The 17,156-nt window shown below is 72.4% G+C and carries 17 protein-coding genes; 12 read left to right on the plus strand and 5 right to left on the minus strand.

All coding sequences use genetic code 11. The features are described 5' to 3' along the window. Nucleotides 1–55 precede the first annotated feature (55 nt). Nucleotides 56–1,540 carry a tetratricopeptide repeat protein gene (locus tag ACZ6ZT_RS33305; RefSeq protein ID WP_469724073.1) on the minus strand — a complete coding sequence of 495 codons (1,485 nt, stop codon included), beginning with the start codon at nucleotides 1,538–1,540 and terminating at the stop codon, nucleotides 56–58. 96 nt (nucleotides 1,541–1,636) lie between these two features. On the opposite strand from ACZ6ZT_RS33305, the gene ACZ6ZT_RS33310 reads away from it, so the two are divergent. Next, nucleotides 1,637–3,139 (plus strand): FAD-binding oxidoreductase, encoded by a 1,503-nt coding sequence (locus ACZ6ZT_RS33310; protein ID WP_469724075.1) that lies wholly within the window; start codon nucleotides 1,637–1,639, stop codon nucleotides 3,137–3,139. A 65-nt stretch (nucleotides 3,140–3,204) separates the two neighbouring features. Here the strand turns inward: ACZ6ZT_RS33310 and ACZ6ZT_RS33315 are convergent, their stop codons facing one another. Then, nucleotides 3,205–3,684, minus strand: coding sequence for an SsgA family sporulation/cell division regulator (locus ACZ6ZT_RS33315; protein ID WP_469724076.1), 480 nt, complete (start codon nucleotides 3,682–3,684; stop codon nucleotides 3,205–3,207). A gap of 324 nt (nucleotides 3,685–4,008) precedes the next feature. Here ACZ6ZT_RS33315 and ACZ6ZT_RS33320 point away from each other — a divergent pair, with 324 nt between their 5' ends. Together ACZ6ZT_RS33320 and ACZ6ZT_RS33325 are read left to right on the plus strand one after the other, a co-directional pair. Next, nucleotides 4,009–5,571, plus strand: coding sequence for an RDD family protein (locus tag ACZ6ZT_RS33320; protein ID WP_469724078.1), 1,563 nt, complete (start codon nucleotides 4,009–4,011; stop codon nucleotides 5,569–5,571). A gap of 99 nt (nucleotides 5,572–5,670) precedes the next feature. Then, the gene (locus ACZ6ZT_RS33325) at nucleotides 5,671–6,339 is read left to right on the plus strand and encodes an RDD family protein (protein ID WP_469724079.1); all 669 of its coding nucleotides are present in this window, start codon (nucleotides 5,671–5,673) and stop codon (nucleotides 6,337–6,339) included. Between the two features lie 76 nt (nucleotides 6,340–6,415). On the opposite strand, the gene ACZ6ZT_RS33330 is transcribed toward ACZ6ZT_RS33325, so the two are convergent. After that, nucleotides 6,416–6,763, minus strand: coding sequence for a hypothetical protein (locus tag ACZ6ZT_RS33330; protein WP_469724080.1), 348 nt, complete (start codon nucleotides 6,761–6,763; stop codon nucleotides 6,416–6,418). Nucleotides 6,764–7,216: 453 nt separating this feature from the next. Here ACZ6ZT_RS33330 and ACZ6ZT_RS33335 point away from each other — a divergent pair, with 453 nt between their 5' ends. Next, nucleotides 7,217–9,574: an immune inhibitor A domain-containing protein gene (locus ACZ6ZT_RS33335; protein WP_469724095.1), complete on the plus strand. Its 2,358-nt coding sequence runs from the start codon at nucleotides 7,217–7,219 to the stop codon at nucleotides 9,572–9,574. A gap of 111 nt (nucleotides 9,575–9,685) precedes the next feature. Further along, nucleotides 9,686–9,991, plus strand: coding sequence for a hypothetical protein (locus ACZ6ZT_RS33340; protein WP_469724082.1), 306 nt, complete (start codon nucleotides 9,686–9,688; stop codon nucleotides 9,989–9,991). A 29-nt stretch (nucleotides 9,992–10,020) separates the two neighbouring features. Here ACZ6ZT_RS33340 and ACZ6ZT_RS33345 read toward each other — a convergent pair whose 3' ends face one another. Both ACZ6ZT_RS33345 and ACZ6ZT_RS33350 read right to left on the minus strand, forming a co-directional pair. After that, the gene (locus ACZ6ZT_RS33345; protein WP_469724083.1) at nucleotides 10,021–10,617 is read right to left on the minus strand and encodes an isochorismatase family protein; all 597 of its coding nucleotides are present in this window, start codon (nucleotides 10,615–10,617) and stop codon (nucleotides 10,021–10,023) included. A 128-nt stretch (nucleotides 10,618–10,745) separates the two neighbouring features. Continuing rightward, nucleotides 10,746–12,074 (minus strand): nicotinate phosphoribosyltransferase, encoded by a 1,329-nt coding sequence (locus tag ACZ6ZT_RS33350; protein WP_469724084.1) that lies wholly within the window; start codon nucleotides 12,072–12,074, stop codon nucleotides 10,746–10,748. An 81-nt stretch (nucleotides 12,075–12,155) separates the two neighbouring features. On the opposite strand from ACZ6ZT_RS33350, the gene clpS reads away from it, so the two are divergent. From clpS to ACZ6ZT_RS33385, 7 genes are all read left to right on the plus strand, one after another. Then, complete coding sequence (clpS, locus tag ACZ6ZT_RS33355; RefSeq protein ID WP_469724086.1) at nucleotides 12,156–12,470, plus strand: ATP-dependent Clp protease adapter ClpS; 315 nt, start codon at nucleotides 12,156–12,158, stop codon at nucleotides 12,468–12,470. Further along, a complete protein-coding gene (locus tag ACZ6ZT_RS33360) occupies nucleotides 12,470–13,072 on the plus strand; it encodes a DUF2017 domain-containing protein (protein WP_469724087.1) in 603 nt (200 codons plus the stop codon). The genes clpS and ACZ6ZT_RS33360 overlap by 1 nt, the downstream gene beginning before the upstream one ends. 331 nt (nucleotides 13,073–13,403) lie before the next feature. Next, nucleotides 13,404–14,879: an amino acid permease gene (locus ACZ6ZT_RS33365; protein ID WP_469724089.1), complete on the plus strand. Its 1,476-nt coding sequence runs from the start codon at nucleotides 13,404–13,406 to the stop codon at nucleotides 14,877–14,879. A gap of 138 nt (nucleotides 14,880–15,017) precedes the next feature. Then, nucleotides 15,018–15,440, plus strand: coding sequence for a M67 family metallopeptidase (locus ACZ6ZT_RS33370; RefSeq protein ID WP_469724090.1), 423 nt, complete (start codon nucleotides 15,018–15,020; stop codon nucleotides 15,438–15,440). A 77-nt stretch (nucleotides 15,441–15,517) separates the two neighbouring features. Further along, entirely contained in the window at nucleotides 15,518–15,625 is a 108-nt protein-coding gene (locus tag ACZ6ZT_RS33375) for a putative leader peptide (protein WP_311736929.1), read from the plus strand. Between the two features lie 105 nt (nucleotides 15,626–15,730). Continuing rightward, the gene (locus ACZ6ZT_RS33380; protein ID WP_469724092.1) at nucleotides 15,731–16,009 is read left to right on the plus strand and encodes a MoaD/ThiS family protein; all 279 of its coding nucleotides are present in this window, start codon (nucleotides 15,731–15,733) and stop codon (nucleotides 16,007–16,009) included. After that, entirely contained in the window at nucleotides 16,009–16,959 is a 951-nt protein-coding gene (locus ACZ6ZT_RS33385; protein ID WP_469724093.1) for a PLP-dependent cysteine synthase family protein, read from the plus strand. The genes ACZ6ZT_RS33380 and ACZ6ZT_RS33385 overlap by 1 nt, the downstream gene beginning before the upstream one ends. The last annotated feature ends 197 nt before the right edge of the window (nucleotides 16,960–17,156 follow it).

The following is a 17,156-nucleotide window of genomic DNA, read 5'->3' on the forward strand; positions in this document are numbered from 1 at the left end:
CACCTGCGCCTCCCCGCCCCCGCACGGTGTCCGGGGGCGGGGAGGCGCGTTCGTGTCAGCGGGCCGGCGTCGCCTTCGGCTTCGGCGGGTTGGGCTTCGGGAGCTCCGGCGCCACCCACGGAGTGCGCGGCTGCATGTTCTCCGGCCCGCCCGCCGACGGCTGCCCGATCGACGCCAGCGCCTCCTTCGCCAGCGGCCCCCGCACCGGCGAGAACCCCGGGTTGGTCCGCAGTGCCTCGTCCAGGTGCCGCCGGGCCGCCGCCTCGTCGCCCAGGCTGCGCTCGGTCATCGCCCGGTGGTAGGCGAAGTCCGCGTTGCGCAGCCCCAGTTCGGTGGCCTTCTTCGCGTACTCCAGGGCGGACGTGTCCTCCCCGGCGCGGTGCAGGGCCCAGCCCAGGGCATCGGCCACCTCCACGCTCTTGTGCCGCTCCCATTCCGCCGACAGGCGGCGTACGGCGGCCTGCGGGTCACCGTGGTCGGCCTCGTACAGGCCCAGCACCACCGCCTCGTCGACCCCGTCCGAGGTGTCCCGCGCCGCCATCGCCGCCAGCGACCGGTACTGGACGCGGGCCTCCTCCGGCCGCCCCAGGGAGTCCAGCAGCTCGCCCAGCTCCAGCGCCAGGCGCGGCACCGGTGTGCGGCCGAGCGCCATCCGGTAGTCCCGTACGGCCTCCCCGCCCCGGCCCAGCGCGGCCAGCGCCCGGGCCCGTCCGCCCAGTGCGTCCGCCTGCGCCGGGTCCGTGCGCAGCGCGGCCTCCTGCTGGCGCAGGGCCTCCGGCGCGTCGCCGCGCTCGAAGGCCAGCTCGCCGAGCCGGTGGAGTACGTACGCCTTCTCGGGCGGCGTCTTCGCCACGCCCGCCGCGGCCTCCAGCGAGAGCACCGCGTCCTCGCGCCAGCCCCGGTCCCGGTAGACCTGCGCGGCCCGCAGCTGGGCGGGCAGCCCCTCGCGCAGTTCCGTCAGCCGCTCCATCGCCTTCTGCGCGGCCTTGTAGTCGCCGAGGCCCGAGTACGCGTCCACCAGGACCGGGTACGCCGTCCAGCGCCGCGGCGCCTGCGCCCGGACCAGCTCGCCCCACTTCTTGCCCGTCCCGAAGTCCCGGCGGGCGTTCGCCAGGGCGCCCATGCCGGTCATCGCGTCGAAGTTGCCCTTCTCCGCCGGGCGGGCCCGCAGGGACTGCTTCAGGGCCTTCTCCGCCTTCGGGAACCAGGCCGAATCGGCCGTCCGCCGGGCCTGTTCCAGGTAGGCGGCCCCGAGCACCGCCCACGAGGCGTCGTCGTCGGCGTGCGCGGCGACCCACTTCTCGCGGTCCGCGACCAGCGCCGTCAGGTCCACCGCGGCCGCCGGGGCGCCCATGCCGACCGCCGCCGCGGCGCGGTCGCTCGGCCCCGGGGGGCGCGCGTCGTCGTCCGTGCGGGCCGGGCGGATCAGCAGGGCCCCGGCGATCAGGACCACCGCCACCGCGGCCGCCACGACCGTCTTGCGGCCGGTGAAGGTCACGGGCGGCGCGGGCTGCCGAGATTGCTCGTCGAATCCGTCCATGCGCTCACTGTGCGTCAATATGAAGAGTTCACCGAGGTGTCCGAAGCCGGTCGCGGCCGTGTTCACACCGATGGCCCCGGCTGCCACGCTGACCCCATGGACGACGATCTCTCCGTACGGTTTCCCGCGCGCGACCCTGAGCGCGACTCCGAGTGCGACCCCGGGCGTGCCGCCGAGTCCACCGACGGGCCGCCTTCCGGGCCGTCCGCCGAGCCGGCCGCCGGGCCGCCTGCCGAAGGGCTCGTGGCGCGCCTGCGCGAGGGGCTCCCGGCCGAGGCCCTCCTGACCGACCCCCAGGTCACCGCCTCCTACGCCACCGACATGGCGAGCTTCTGCGCCGCCGGCACCCCCGCCGCCGTCGTCCTGCCGCGCACCGTGGAGCAGGTGCGGCACGTGATGCGCACCGCGACCGCGCTACGGGTCCCCGTCGTCCCCCAGGGCGCCCGCACCGGCCTGTCCGGCGCCGCCAACGCCTCCGACGGCTGCATCGTGCTCTCCCTCGTCAAGATGGACCGGATCCTGGAGGTCTCCGCCGTCGACCGGATCGCCGTCGTCGAACCGGGCGTGGTCAACGCCGTCCTGTCGCGGGCCGTCGCCGCCCAGGGCCTGTACTACCCTCCCGACCCCTCCAGCTGGGAGCAGTGCACCATCGGCGGGAACATCGGCACCGCCTCGGGCGGCCTGTGCTGCGTCAAGTACGGGGTCACCGCCGAGTACGTGCTCGGGCTCGACGTGGTCCTCGCCGACGGGCGGCTGCTGCGCACCGGGCGGCGCACCGCCAAGGGGGTCGCCGGCTATGACCTGACCCGGCTCTTCGTGGGCTCCGAGGGCACCCTGGGCGTGGTGGTCGGGGCCGTCCTCGCGCTGCGCCCGGCGCCGCCGCGGCAGCTGGCGCTGGCCGCCGAGTTCCCCTCCGCCGCGGCCGCCTGCGCGGCCGTCTGCGCCGTCATGGAGGCGGGCCTCGCCCCCTCGTTGCTGGAGCTGATGGACCGTACGACGGTCCGCGCCGTCAACGCCCTCGGCCGGATGGGCCTGCCCGAGAGTACGGAGGCACTGCTGCTCGCCGCCTTCGACACCCCGGACGCCGCCGACGGGCTCGCGGCCGTCGGCGCGCTGTGCACGGCCGCCGGGGCCACCGCCGTGGTACCCGCCGAGGACGCGGCGGAGTCGGAACTGCTGCTCCAGGCCCGCCGGATGTCCCTGACCGCGCTGGAGGCGCTGCGGCCCGCGACGATGATCGACGACGTGTGCGTACCCCGGTCCCGGCTCGCCGAGATGCTCGACGGGACCGCGGCCATCGCCCGTACGTACGACCTGCTCATCGGCGTCTGCGCGCACGCCGGCGACGGCAACACCCACCCGGTCGTCTGCTTCGACCCGGCCGACGACGACGAGGCGCGGCGGGCCCGCGAGTCCTTCGACGCGATCATGGCGCTGGGGCTGGAGCTCGGCGGGACGATCACGGGCGAGCACGGGGTGGGGGTGCTGAAGAAGGAGTGGCTCGCCCGCGAACTCGGGCCGGTCGGGCTGGAGATGCAGCGCACCGTCAAGCGGGCCTTCGACCCGTTGGGGCTGCTCAACCCGGGCAAGGTCTTCTGAGGCGGCCGCTGGGGCCGTCCGGGCCGCCGGGGTTGCCGGGGCCGTCCGGGCCGCCGCGGGGCGCATCAGGCGTCACCGTCCGCCGGCTCGTCCGAGAGCCAGGGGCCGCGCGGCCACAGGTCGTCGGCCGGGGTCGGGGTGAGCAGCTCGGCCAGGGCCGCGTCCAGGCCGAGCCGCTCCGCCTCGGTTCCGGGCGGGACCGCGCGCAGGGTCCGTTCCAGCCAGGCCGACACCGGTCCGGCCGGAGCCTCCAGGAGGGCGTCCCCGTCGGGGGAGCTGAGGGCCATGCACAGGACGGTCCGGCTGTCGATCTTCGTGGGCCAGATCCGGACGTCCCCGTGCCCGCAGGGGCGGAACACCCCCTCGACGAGCAGCTCGCGGGCGAAGGTCCAGTTCACCGGGGTGTCGGAGCCGGTGTGGAAGGTGACGTGGACGGCGTACGGGTCGTCGCCGAGGAACAGCAGCCGGGCCGGGACGGGGACGCTGCGCTCGGGGGACAGGACCAGCTTCAGTTCCAGTTCGCGTTCGATGACGGGGTGGTGCATCAGGGCCTCACTTCGGTGGTTCGCGCGCGGGTGCGGGACCGGAGCGGAGCCCGCACCGGGTGAGAGCGCGGGGGCGGCCGGGTATGACGCGACTTCCGGCATCGCGGGTGAGGTTGGCCGGAATTCATCGGCTGACCGAAAAGGGCGGCCGGGGGTGGAGTGGGGTGCGGGGTGGGCCCCGGGCGGGCCTCGGGAGGCGGGAGGTTCGTCCGAAGGCTTGGCATCTCCCGTTACCGGACCGGTCCTGAGGGGGTTCTTGGCTATGGTCCTTCCCCTTGGGTCCTCCCCTGCACACGCCTCAAGCCACGATCGGAGTTGGGGACATTGACGGCCTCCCCTGGTGACGGCGAGCACGCCGCCCGCGAGGGTTACTACCCCGATCCGTCCATTCCCGGGTTCGTCCGGTACTGGAACGGCACGGCCTGGGTCCCGGGTACGAGCCGCCCCGCCGAGCGGGCCGTCACTCCGGCGGAGGAGACGGGGCCGGTGTTCCTGGACGCCACCTCGGCGACGGAGACCGTACCGGAGCCGGACCCGGAGCCGGAGCCGGAGCCGGTACGGGTACGGGTACGGGTACGAGGGACCGGCCCGGCGCCGGAGCCCGTGGCGGGGGCCGGGCCCGGTGCGGAGGCGGGTGCGGGTGCGGCGGGCTGGCAGGCGGATCCCGCGCTCCAGGCGGGCTACGGCGGGCCCCGCGACGTCCGGGTCTCCTGGGGCGGCCCGGCGGAACCCGAGCCCCGGGCGGCCGGGATCTCCCTGGCCCGGCCCGCCGCAGCGGCGACGGCCGCCGCGGGGCCGGCCCGGAGGCTGCCGGCGCAGCCCGCGGCGGAGAACGCGGGCCCCGTCCTGGCGGCCCGCCCGCCGGCCTGGCCCGACGCCCCCGGGACGGGCACCTCGGGCCTCACCTCCAGCTGGCCCGAAGCCACCCCCGGCGGCCCCACCGACCCACCCCCGGCGGCCCTTCCGACCCCTCCGGCGCCCGCCGCCGCGCCCGCCGCCCGGGACGCCGTCGACCGGTCCCCGGCCGGGACGCACGGCCCGGCGGCGCCCGCCGCGTACGACGCCCGGCCCGAAGCCCGCTCCTTCCCGGCCGAGGCGCCCGCCGCGTTCGACGCCCGCGACGCCGGCCGCCCGTCCCCGGCCGGGGCGCACGGCCCGGCCCCCGAGGCACCTCCGGCGTTCGGCGCGCGGAACGCCGTCCGCCCGTCCCCGGCGGCGGCCCCGGCTGCACCCTCCGCCTACGAAGCCCGGGACGCGGCCCCTCCGGCCCCGGCCGGGTTCGAGCCGCGGGGCGCGGCGTCGGACGCGGCGCCCGGTGCGGCGCGGGACGCCGCCGGGGCCGTGGGCCGGCCGGACGATGGCGCCGTCGTCGCCCCGGCGCAGACGCCCCGGGCGGTGTTCGAGCGGATGGCCGACCGGGCCGTGCGCCCCGCCGGGCTCGTCCGCCGGGTGCTGGCCCGCGCGCTGGACTCGCTCGTGCTCGCAGCCGTGGCGGCCGCCGCCGCGCTGCCCCTCGTACCGGAGGCGACGGCGCACGTGGAGGCCAAGGTGGACGCGGCCCGGGCCGGCGGCCGCAGCACCACCGTGTGGCTGCTCGACGCCACCACCCTCGGCTACCTCGGCGTCGTCGTGGCGGCCGTCCTCCTCTTCGGGGTGTTCTACGAGGCGCTGCCCACCGCCCGCTGGGGCCGCACCCCGGGCAAGAAGCTGCTCGGCGTCCGCGTCCTGTCCGCCGCCACCCTGTCCCCGCCCCGCTTCGGGGCGGCCCTGCGGCGCTGGCTGGTGTACGCCCTGCTCGGCGTGCCGGGCAGCCTCTGGTGCCTACTGGACCGCCCGCGCCGACGCGCCTGGCACGACCGGGCCGCCGGGACGTACGTGGCCCGCTGACCCCCCGTCGGCCCGGCCCGCCCGCCGGGCAGGGGGGCGCCTCCCCCGAACGGACGCCGTCCCGTTGCGCGGTCGGCGGGGCCGGGTTCGACTCGGGCCATGAGTACCGACCAGCCGCCGCCGGGCCAGCCGCCCGAGGACGACCCGTTCCTCAAGAAGCCCCAGGAACCGACGCCTCCGTCGGGCGGTTCACCGTACGGCTCGCCGCCCCCCGGCGGCGGTGGCTACCCGCCGCCCCCGCCCCCCGGAGGAGGCGGCGGCGGCTACGGCATGCCCGACCCGCTCGCCGGCATGCCCCCGCTCGCGGACTTCGGCCGGCGGCTCGGGGCCCGGATCATCGACCTGCTGATCGTCGGGATCCCGCTGTTCCTGATCCAGCTCCCCTTCGGCAACAAGCGGTACGTCGTCGACACCGGCAAGGGTGAGGACGTCTCCGAGGTCATCACGAAGTCGTACAACGGCTCCGGACTGATCTGGACGCTGATCTCGATCATCGCGTACGTCGGCTACGACTGGTGGCTCACCAAGCACAGCGGCCAGACGGTGGGCAAGAAGGCCCTGGGCCTGCGCGTCGCGATGCTCAACGACGGCCGGGTGCCCCCGTCCAACGCCTCGCTGAGCCGCGCCGCCATGCTCTGGATCCCGACGCTGGTGTGCTGCTTCTGCCTGTGGCCGCTCGCACTGATCGTGTCGATGCTCGTCGACAAACCGTACCGGCAGGGCCTGCACGACAAGGTGGCCAAGACCGTGGTGGTCAAGGCCCCCTAGCGGTACGCGCTCCCGCGCGGGCGGCCGTCCCCTCCGGGGGGGTGGCCGCCCGCTTCGGCGTCCGGGCCCGGCGGCGTCAGCGGTGAACGGAGTGCTCGGCCGGGGCCGTTCGCGGCTCCGGCACCCGCGCACGCGCGTCGGCGCCGGTGGCTTCGGTGGCTCCGGAACCGGTCGCCCCGGTCTCGGCGGCCCGCGTCTCGGCAGCCCTCGTGGCGGCGGCCCCGCCGCGCCGGGCGGCGTGGCGGCCGCGGCGGCGGGGGAGCGGCACGGTGAGGGCGACCAGCAGTCCCAGGGCCAGCGCGGCCGCGGAGATGACGGCGACCCCGGCCCCCGTGCTCGTCTGCGAGAGCAGCAGCATGGCGATCGTCGAGACGACGACGGTGGCGGAACCGTAGGCGAGCTGTGCGGCAGTCGGACGCGGCATGGCGTGTTCCGTCCTCAAGGCGGGGAGGGGGAGTCGGCTCAACAGGTCGCGCGTCAAGTGACTCTAGGACGGGATGCCCGAGCCGCACCAGTAGTAAGCGTGACCTTACCCACGGTGCCGCAGCACGGGGGGCGCACGGCTGTCCGCGATGCGCCGCCATCACCGGCCCGCTGACGGTCCGTTCGCCCGGGATGGCCCCCTATGGCGGGAGAACGTCCGTATACCGGAACCGCCTGCCCGCATAGTGCAGTTGTAAGGAACAAGTCAAGGTCTGTCTTTTCTTTCGACTCTCCGGTCAAATGTCGTCACTTGAGACGCGCGCCGCGCGGAACCCCCTGCTCCTCCTATGGAGAAGTTCCGACCCACGTAGCGGCCGCGGGAGGGGAACGACATCAAGTGACCGGCAACTCCGTAAGACGACGCACCCTGCGCACCCTGGCCGTCGGCGTGTCCATGGCCGCCTGCGCGACCAGCGCCACCTTCTTCACCGTCACCGCCGCCCAGGCGGAGGACAAGGGCCCCGGTGTCTCCGCCAACGACCGGCAGGACCCGACCGCTCCCGCCAAGCTCGTGGAGCACGACCTGAAGGGCCCCTTCAGCGAGCAGGCCGCCAAGGAGCGCAAGGCCGCCCTTGAGCAGGTGCTCACCGGCAAGAAGGACGTCGAGCAGCGCGGCGCCTCGAAGGTCGTCAAGCTCGACGACAAGAAGTACGTCGAGCTGGGCCGCGAGAAGACCGACAAGATCTTCACGATCCTCGTCGAGTTCGGCGACCAGGTCGACAACTCGACCATGTACGACCCGGACGGCCCCGCCGGCCCGAAGCCGCCCGTGCCGAAGTACGGCGGCACGCCCGGCCCGCTGCACAACCAGATCGCCGAGCCGAACCGCGCGGACAACAACAGCACGGCCTGGCAGAAGGACTTCAGCCGGCAGCACTTCCAGGACCTGTACTTCGGTACCGGTCAGGGCAAGGACTCGCTGAAGACCTACTACGAGAAGACCTCCTCGGGCCGGTACTCGGTCGACGGCGAGGTCGCCGACTGGGTCAAGATCCCGTACAACGAAGGCCGTTACGGCTCCAACTACTGCGGCCAGACCAACTGCTCCAACGTGTGGGACACCGTCCGCGACGGCGTCACCGCGTGGACGGAGGCCCAGAAGAAGGCCGGCAAGACCGACGAGCAGATCAAGGCCCAGCTGGCGCAGTACGACCAGTGGGACCGCAACGACTACGACGGCGACGGCAACTTCAACGAGCCCGACGGCTACATCGACCACTTCCAGATCGTCCACGCGGGCGAGGACGAGTCGGCCGGCGGCGGCGTGCAGGGCACCAGCGCGCTGTGGGCGCACCGCTGGTACGCGTACGGCACCGACGTCGGCAAGACCGGCCCGGCGAACAACAAGGCCGGCGGCACCCAGATCGGCAACTCCGGCATCTGGGTCGGCGACTACACGATGCAGCCGGAGAACGGCGGCCTCGGCGTCTTCGCGCACGAGTACGGTCACGACCTCGGTCTGCCGGACCTCTACGACACCTCCGGCGGCGGCGACAACTCCGTCGGCTTCTGGTCGCTGATGTCGGCCGGCTCCTGGCTCGGTGACGGCAAGGAGTCCATAGGCAACATGCCGGGCGACATGACCGCCTGGGACAAGCTGCAACTGGGCTGGCTGAACTACGACAAGGCCAAGGCCGCGACGAAGTCCACCCACAAGCTGGGCGTGTCGGCGTACAACACCGCCGACAAGCAGGCGCTGCTGGTCGAGCTGCCGAAGAAGAAGGTCTCCACCGAGATCGTCGCTCCCGCCGAGGGCTCCTCGCAGTGGTGGAGCAACATGGGTGACGACCTCAAGAACACCCTCACCCGCTCCGTCGACCTGACGGGCAAGAAGTCCGCCGCCCTGTCCCTCAAGGGCTGGTGGGACATCGAGCAGGACTACGACTTCCTCTACACCGAGGTGTCCACGGACGGCGGCGCCACCTGGACCGCGCTGGGCGGCACCGCCGACGGCGCGGCCATCCCGGCCGACGCCTCCGGCAGCCCGTCGCTGACCGGTGTCTCCGGCGCCTGGAAGTCGCTGAACTTCCCGCTCGACGCCTACGCGGGCAAGAAGATCGACCTCCGCTTCCGTTACCAGACGGACGGCGGCGCGGGCGGCAAGGGCTTCACCGCCGACGCCGTCAACCTGACCGCGGACGGTGCCACCGTCTTCGCGGACGGCGCGGAGAACGGTGACAACGGCTGGACCGGCAAGGGCTTCTCCCGCGTCGGCTCCGGTTTCACCAAGGAGTACGACCAGTACTACCTGGCCGAGAACCGCCGCTACGTCTCGTACGACTCGACCCTCAAGGTCGGCCCGTACAACTTCGGCTTCAGCAACACCAAGCCGAACTGGGTCGAGCACTACCCGTACCAGGACGGCCTGCTGATCTGGCTCTGGGACACCTCCCAGAAGGACAACAACACCAGCCAGCACCCGGGCTCCGGTCTGATCCTGCCGATCGACGCCAACGCCAAGCCGATGAAGTGGTCGGACGGCACCCTGCTGCGGAACAAGATCCAGCCGTACGACGCGCCGTTCAGCGCCTACTCGACGGACGCGTTCACCCTGCACAAGAACGGCGAGGCGCTCTTCCTGAAGCCGAAGCCGGCCCAGCTGGCCTTCGACGACCACAAGGGCAAGTACTACTACGACGAGAACCCGACCGGTTCGGTGAAGGTCACTGACACCAACACCAAGATCAAGATCGCGAAGGAGACCTACGACGGGCTCCAGATGACGATCGAGGTCGGCCCCGCCGTCAAGTAGTCGGTAAAACCGCAGGTCACAGCATGATCGGCCGTCGCCCTCTAGCGGGCGGCGGCCGATCGCGTTTAGATGCGCATGCGAGTTTTCTTATTGACGGGGGAGCTGAAGATCATGCCAGGTGGAGGTTTCGTCAGACTGCCGGGCGGCAGCGTGGTGGTCGCGCTGACGCTGCCGCGGCCCTTCGGCGAGGGCGGAAACGTCCGCGTGCTGGTGCACGCCGCGAACCGGGCCCGCGCCCTGACCAGGCTGCGGAACCACGGGATGCGGGCGGTCTACCTCCGCGGCAACGCCCACCCCCCGACCCCCGACGAGGTCACCGCCGTCCTGCACCACCCCGACGGCCTCCTGTGGCGCTGCGCCCCCGACCGCGCCCAGGAACTCTGGCACCCGATCCGCGCCCTCCTGCGGGGCGCCTGAGCCCCCGGCCGCCCCCGCCCAGCCCCGGCCTAGCCGCGGTGGCGGTCGCCCGTCAGGGTGACGCCGGCCGCTTCCAGGTCCGTGAGGGCGCGGGCGGTGGTGTGGGGGGAGACGGCGGCCGTGAGGTCGAGGAGGACGCGGGTGGTGAAGCCCGCGCGGGCCGCGTCGAGGGCGGTGGCCCGGACGCAGTGGTCGGTGGCGATGCCGACCACGTCGACCTCGGTCACCTCGCGCTCGCGCAGCCAGTCGGTGAGCCGCGCGCCGTTCTCGTCGGCGCCCTCGAAACCGCTGTACGCGGCCTCGTACGCGCCCTTGTCGAAGACGGCGGCGACGGCCCCGGACGCCACGGCGGGCGCGAAGTTCGGGTGGAACCCGACGCCCTCGGTCCCGGCGACGCAGTGCACCGGCCACGAGGTCTCGTAGTCGGGCTCGGCCGGGGGGCGGGCGAAGTGCGGACCGGGGTCGATGTGGTGGTCGCGGGTGGCGACCACGTGCCGGTAGCCGGCGGTGCTCTGCCCGATCAGCTCGGTGATCGAGGCGGCGACGTCGGCCCCGCCCGGGACGGCGAGGCTGCCGCCCTCGCAGAAGTCGTTCTGTACGTCGACGACGATCAGTGCGCGGTGCATGACGCGTGCCCTTCGGCTCGATGGTGTGCGTGTGCGGCGGGCCCTGCCGGGGCTCTTCCCCCACCCCGCCCCTTCCCGAAACGGGGCGCCGGACCCACCCCGGACCGACCCGCCGGCCGCCGCCGTTGCTACACGTACTCCGTCGGGAGGACCGCCTCGCCCCGCGAGAGCTGGGCGGCCGAGAGGGGGAGGCCGGCGCGGGCCGCCGCGTGGCGGGCGCGGGCCGCTTCCAGGGGCTCGCGGGCCACCACCTCGCCCGCCTTGACGAGCTGGGTCAGCAGCTGGTGGTCGGCCAGGGCGGCCGGCACCGGCCCGGTGCCGATGACCTCCGCCTCGGCGATCCCGTCCGCGTCCACCCGGCGGGCCGCCCACTTGCGCCCGCCGAGGGAGGTCTTGCCGCCGGAGGACTTCTTCGCCACCGGCACCAGCGCCGCCTTCGGGTCCGCCGAGACGGCCCGCGCGACCAGCTTGTAGACCATCGAGCACGTGGGGTGGCCGCTGCCCGTCACCAGCTGGGTGCCGACCCCGTACGCGTCCACCGGCGCCGCCGCCAGCGAGGCGATGGCGTACTCGTCCAGGTCCGAGGTGACCACGATCCGCGTGTTCACCGCCCCCAGCTCGTCCAGCTGCTGCCGCACCCGGTGCGCCACCAGCAGCAGGTCCCCGGAGTCGATGCGGACCGCGCCCAGGTCGGTGCCGGCCACCTCCACGGCGGTGCGCACCGCCTCGGCGACGTCGTACGTGTCCACCAGCAGGGTGGTGCCCCGGCCCAGCGAGGCCACCTGCGCGGTGAAGGCGTCCCGCTCGCTGTCGTGCACGAGCGTGAAGGCGTGCGCGCTGGTCCCGACCGTCGGGATCCCGTACCGGAACCCGGCCGCGAGGTCCGAGGTGGAGGTGAAGCCGCCCACGTACGCGGCCCGCGCCGAGGCGACGGCGGCCAGCTCGTGCGTGCGCCGGGCGCCCATCTCGATCAGCGGGCGCCCGCCGGCCGCGGAGGCCATCCGGGAGGCGGCGGCCGCGATCGCCGAGTCGTGGTTGAGGATCGACAGGATCACGGTCTCCAGCAGCACGCACTCGGCGAAGCTGCCCTCGACCCGCAGTACGGGCGAGCCGGGGAAGTAGACCTCCCCCTCCGGGTATCCCCAGATGTCACCCGAGAAACGGTAGGACGCCAGCCAGTCGAGCGTGCGCATGTCGACGACGGCGCGCTCCCGCAGGAATTCCAGCACCGCGCCGTCGAAGCGGTAGTTCTCCACCGCGTCGAGCACCCGGCCGGTCCCCGCGACGACCCCGTAGCGCCGCCCCTCGGGCAGCCGCCGGGTGAAGACCTCGAAGACCGAGCGGCGGTCGGCGGTGCCGTTGGCCAGCGCGGCCTGCAGCATCGTGAGCTCGTAATGGTCCGTGAAGAGCGCTGTCGACGGCACGTCCACCGGCAGGCCCAGGTCCGCAGGGTTCATGTCACGGATGCTAGCGCACATCTCGTCAAAGTGACGAGATGTAGGGGCCCGTTTGTGCGACGGGCCCCCCGCAGTGGCAGCATGGGACAAGTGAGTGTTGCTCCCATTGAGATCGAACGCACCGAATCGGCCGAAGAGACCTTCGTGGTCCCCGAACCCGACGTCCCGTGGGTGACCCTGGTGCACAACGACCCGGTCAACCTCATGAGCTACGTGACGTACGTGTTCCAGGCGTACTTCGGCTACCCCAAGGACAAGGCGACGAAGCTGATGATGGACGTCCACCACAAGGGGCGGGCGGTCGTCTCCAGCGGTACCCGCGAGGAGATGGAGCGCGACGTGCAGGCCATGCACGGCTACGGGCTCTGGGCGACCCTCTCGCAGGACCGCTTCTGATGGGCGGCGTGTTCGAGCCCCTGAAGGGCGGCGACGGCGCCGCGGTCGCCCTCGACGAGATCGAGATCTCCATCCTGCGCTCCCTCGCCGTGCAGCTGCTGGAGCTGATCGGCCCGGGCGAGCCGGAGCCCGCGGCGGACGCCGACCCGCTGGCCGTGCTGTTCGCCTCCGACGGCCCCACCGAGCCGCCCTCCGACCCGGCGCTGGCCCGGCTCTTCCCCGACGCCTACGGAGGCCCCGGCGCGGCCCCCGGCGAGGACCCGGAAGAGCTGCGCAAGCGCGCGTCGGAGTTCCGCCGCTTCACCGAGAACGACCTGCGCACCCGCAAGCGGGAGGACGCGCTGGCCGTCGTACGCAGCCTGGACGGGCTCACCCCGGCCGGCGACGGGGCGGCGGTGCTGGAGGTGACCGGCCCGCTGCGGCTGTGCTGGCTCGGCGCCCTGAACGACCTGCGGCTCACCATCGCGGCCCGGCTGGACATCACCGAGGACGACGAGAGCGCCGCGCTGTTCCGGCTCCCGGACGACGACCCGCGCAAACCGATGGTGATGGCCTACCTCTGGCTCGGCGGCCTTCAGGAAACGCTCATCGAGACCCTTTAGCGGATCTTTCGGAAACCTCGCGGAGACTCGTCGTTCGCTCATCGGACGCTCAAATCCGGATAACGATCAGATCACCACCATGTGGTGGTCTGATCGGCCTCGGGGCCTATGTCCCGATTTTTTTATGTTCTGCGTCACATCCATGCCCTTCGATCACCCGTAAGCACGTGATAAATCTTCACGACCGCCGACGGGACGCCACCCCTGTTCCCCGGCCCGCTTGAACCGGCTGATCGCCGGCGTGCAACTCCATCCGTATCCGGGGGGATCGAGGACCCGATCCGCAGCCAGTGAAGGCGCGGGTCGGCGTGGAGAAAGGCGCACCAAAGACATGACCTCCGTACAGGTCGAGCAGCACGACAGGACGCCCGACGAGGGCGCGCAGGGCGAGGGCGAGGGGTACCACCGCGCGCTCGGGGCCCGCCAGATCCAGATGATCGCGATCGGCGGCGCCATCGGCACCGGCCTGTTCCTCGGCGCGGGCAAGGCGATCTCCAAGGCCGGACCGAGCCTGATCCTGGCCTACGCCATCGCCGGCCTGGTCATCTTCTTCATCATGCGGGCGCTGGGCGAACTGCTCATGTACCGCCCGGTCTCCGGTTCCTTCTCGGACTACGCCCGCGAGTTCCTGGGCCCGTTCTGGGGGTACGCGACCGGCTGGACGTACTGGCTCTTCTGGGTGGTCACCGGCATCACCGAGGTCACCGCCGCGGCCAAGTACATGGCGTACTGGACCCATGACGGCTTCCCGCAATGGGCGTACGCGCTGATCTTCACCGTCATCCTCTACGCCGCCAACCTGATCTCCGTGAAGCTCTTCGGCGAGCTGGAGTTCTGGTTCTCGATGGTCAAGGTCACGGCCATCGTCGGCATGATCCTGATCTGCGCCGGCATCCTCACCATCGGCTTCTCCGACGCCGCCGGCACCGCCTCCGTCTCCAACCTCTGGAACGACCGCGGCTTCTTCCCCAACGGCATCGGCGAGACGCTGATGACCCTGCAGATCGTGATGTTCGCCTTCCTCGCGGTCGAGCTGGTCGGCGTCACCGCCGGCGAGTCCAAGGACCCGCGCAAGACCCTGCCCAAGGCCATCAACACCGTGCCGTGGCGCATCGCCGTCTTCTACGTCGGCGCGCTCATCATGATCATGTCGGTCATCCCGTGGTCCAACTTCAAGGCGGGCGAGAGCCCCTTCGTGCTGGCCTTCGAGAAGATGGGCCTCGGCGTCGGCGCCGCGATCGTCAACTTCGTCGTGCTGACCGCCGCGCTGTCCTCCTGCAACTCGGGCATGTACTCCACCGGCCGGATGCTGCGCGACCTCGCGCTCAACGGCCAGGGCCCGAAGTTCTTCACCAAGCTCACCAAGAGCGGCACTCCGCTGGCCGGCACCACCTTCTCCGCCGCGCTGATGCTGGTGGGCGTCTGGATCAACTACGTCGCCCCGGGCAAGGCCTTCGACTACGTCGTCTCCTTCGCCACCATCTCCGGCATGTGGGCCTGGATCATGATCCTGGTCTGCCAGATCCGCTACCGCGCCAAGGCCGACCGCGGCGAGCTGCCGCAGTCCGCCTTCCGCGCCCCCGGCGCTCCCTGGACCAGCTGGTTCGCCCTGCTGTTCATCGGCATGGTCATCGTGATGATGGGCATCGACAAGGACTCGCGCGTCTCCCTGTACTGCGCCCCGCTGTGGGGCCTGATCCTCGGCGCCTCGTACCTGGTCCTGAAGAAGCGCAACCCGGACGGCGCGGCCTTCAACAAGGCCGGGCAGGCCGAGCAGACCGGCCAGCCCTCGCAGCCGGCGGCCTAGCCGCCGCCCCCGGACCGCGTGAGTCCCGGCCGCCTGCCACGGCCGGGAACCGCGCCCTCCCGGGGCTCCTGTCCACCATGCGGGCCCTCCCGTACCGCTCCTCGGTACGGGAGGGCCCGTCTGTTTATCCTGTCGCTCATGCTGACCCTCACCCAGGACCTGTACGACCGGATCGTCGAGCACGCCCGAAAGGACCACCCCGACGAGGCGTGCGGCGTCGTGGCCGGCCCGGCGGGCACCGGCCGTCCGGAGCGGTTCATCCCGATGCTGAACGCGGCCCGCTCGCCCACGTTCTACGAGTTCGACTCGAAGGACCTGCTGAAGCTCTACCGCGAGATGGACGACCGCGACGAGGAGCCGGTGATCGTCTACCACTCGCACACCGCCACCGAGGCGTACCCCTCGCGCACGGACCTCACGTACGCGAACGAGCCCGGCGCGCACTACGTCCTGGTCTCCACGGCCGATCAGGACGGCCTCGGCCCGTTCCAGTTCCGCTCGTACCGCATCGTCGACGGGGTGGTCACGGAGGAAGAAGTGCAGGTCGTCGCCGGTTACTGACCAGTATGCGAGCGGTTGTGGTCCACGATGCGGGATCACACTCCAAACGAGGGACCGGGAATCGTTAACATGACCGCATGGTTTCCCACGACGTGAGCATCGAGACGCCCGGCAGGCTGCTGCTCGTGGCGCGGCTGCACGTCGATCTGTGCCGCCTCGCCAGCGCCATCTGTCCCGCCGCCTGAGCACCCCGGCCCCGCGCGGGGGCGGCGAGAGCCGTGCGCCCGCACGCGAACCCGTCCGTCACGCGAACTTTCCTTCACGCCCTCCCGACACTGGAGCACGCTGTCATGGCCATCGAGGTCCGCATCCCCACTATCCTCCGCACCTACACCGACGGCGAGAAGGCCGTCAGCGGTGAAGGCGCCACGCTCGGCGACCTGTTGAAGGACCTGGAGACCCGCCACAAGGGCATCGAGGAGCGCATCGTGGACGGCGGCCAGCTGCGCCGCTTCGTGAACGTCTACCTCAACGACGAGGACGTCCGCTTCCTCGACGGCATCTCCACCGCCCTCAAGGACGGCGACAGCGTCACCATCCTCCCGGCCGTGGCCGGCGGCTCGAAGTAATGCGCTACGACTCCCCGCTCGCGGCCGTCGGCAACACCCCGCTGGTCCGTCTGCCGAGGCTCTCGCCCTCGGCGGACGTCCGCATCTGGGCCAAGCTGGAAGACCGCAACCCGACCGGCTCGATCAAGGACCGCCCCGCGCTCCACATGGTCGAGCAGGCGGAGAAGGACGGCCGCCTCTTCCCCGGCTGCACCATCCTGGAACCCACCTCCGGCAACACGGGCATCTCGCTCGCGATGGCCGCGAAGCTCAAGGGCTACCGGATCGTGTGCGTCATGCCGGAGAACACCTCGCAGGAGCGCCGGGACCTTCTCACGATGTGGGGAGCCGAGATCGTCCCGTCGCCGGCGGCGGGCGGCTCGAACACCGCGGTGCGGGTGGCGAAGGAACTGGCGGCGGAGCACCCGGACTGGGTGATGCTCTACCAGTACGGCAACCCGGACAACGCGGGCGCCCACTACGCCACGACCGGCCCGGAGATCCTGACGGACCTCCCCTCGATCACCCACTTCGTGGCGGGCCTCGGCACGACGGGCACCCTGATGGGCGTCGGCCGCTACCTGCGCGAGCACGTGCCGGGCGTGAAGATCGTGGCGGCGGAACCGCGCTACGACGACCTCGTGTACGGGCTGCGCAACCTCGACGAGGGCTTCGTCCCGGAGCTGTACGACGCGTCGGTCCTCACGACCCGGTATTCGGTGGGCTCCGCGGACGCGGTGACCCGCACGCGGGACCTGCTGCGCGAGGAGGGCATCTTCGCGGGCGTCTCGACGGGGGCGGCGCTGCACGCGGCGATCGGGGTGGGCCGCAAGGCGGTGGCCTCCGGCGAGAGCGCGGACATCGTCTTCGTCGTGGCCGACGGCGGCTGGAAGTACCTCTCGACGGGCGTCTACACGGCCGCCACCACGGAGGAAGCCATCGAAACCCTCCAGGGCCAACTCTGGGCCTGACCCTCCCCCTCGGCGGCGCTACGGGACCCCGGGCCCGCGCCTCAATCGCAGGCGGGGCTGAAAGCCCTGGGGCTCCGCCCCCGACCCCGCGCCTCAAACGCCGGCGGGGCTGGGTAATGGCCGGCGCAGCCGTTCATCCGCAGCGCCGCTGCCGGGGGCCAGCCCCCGGACCCCCGCGCCTCAAACGCCGGCGAGGC

It is taken from the genome of Streptomyces sp. NPDC102258 (genome assembly GCF_055584685.1).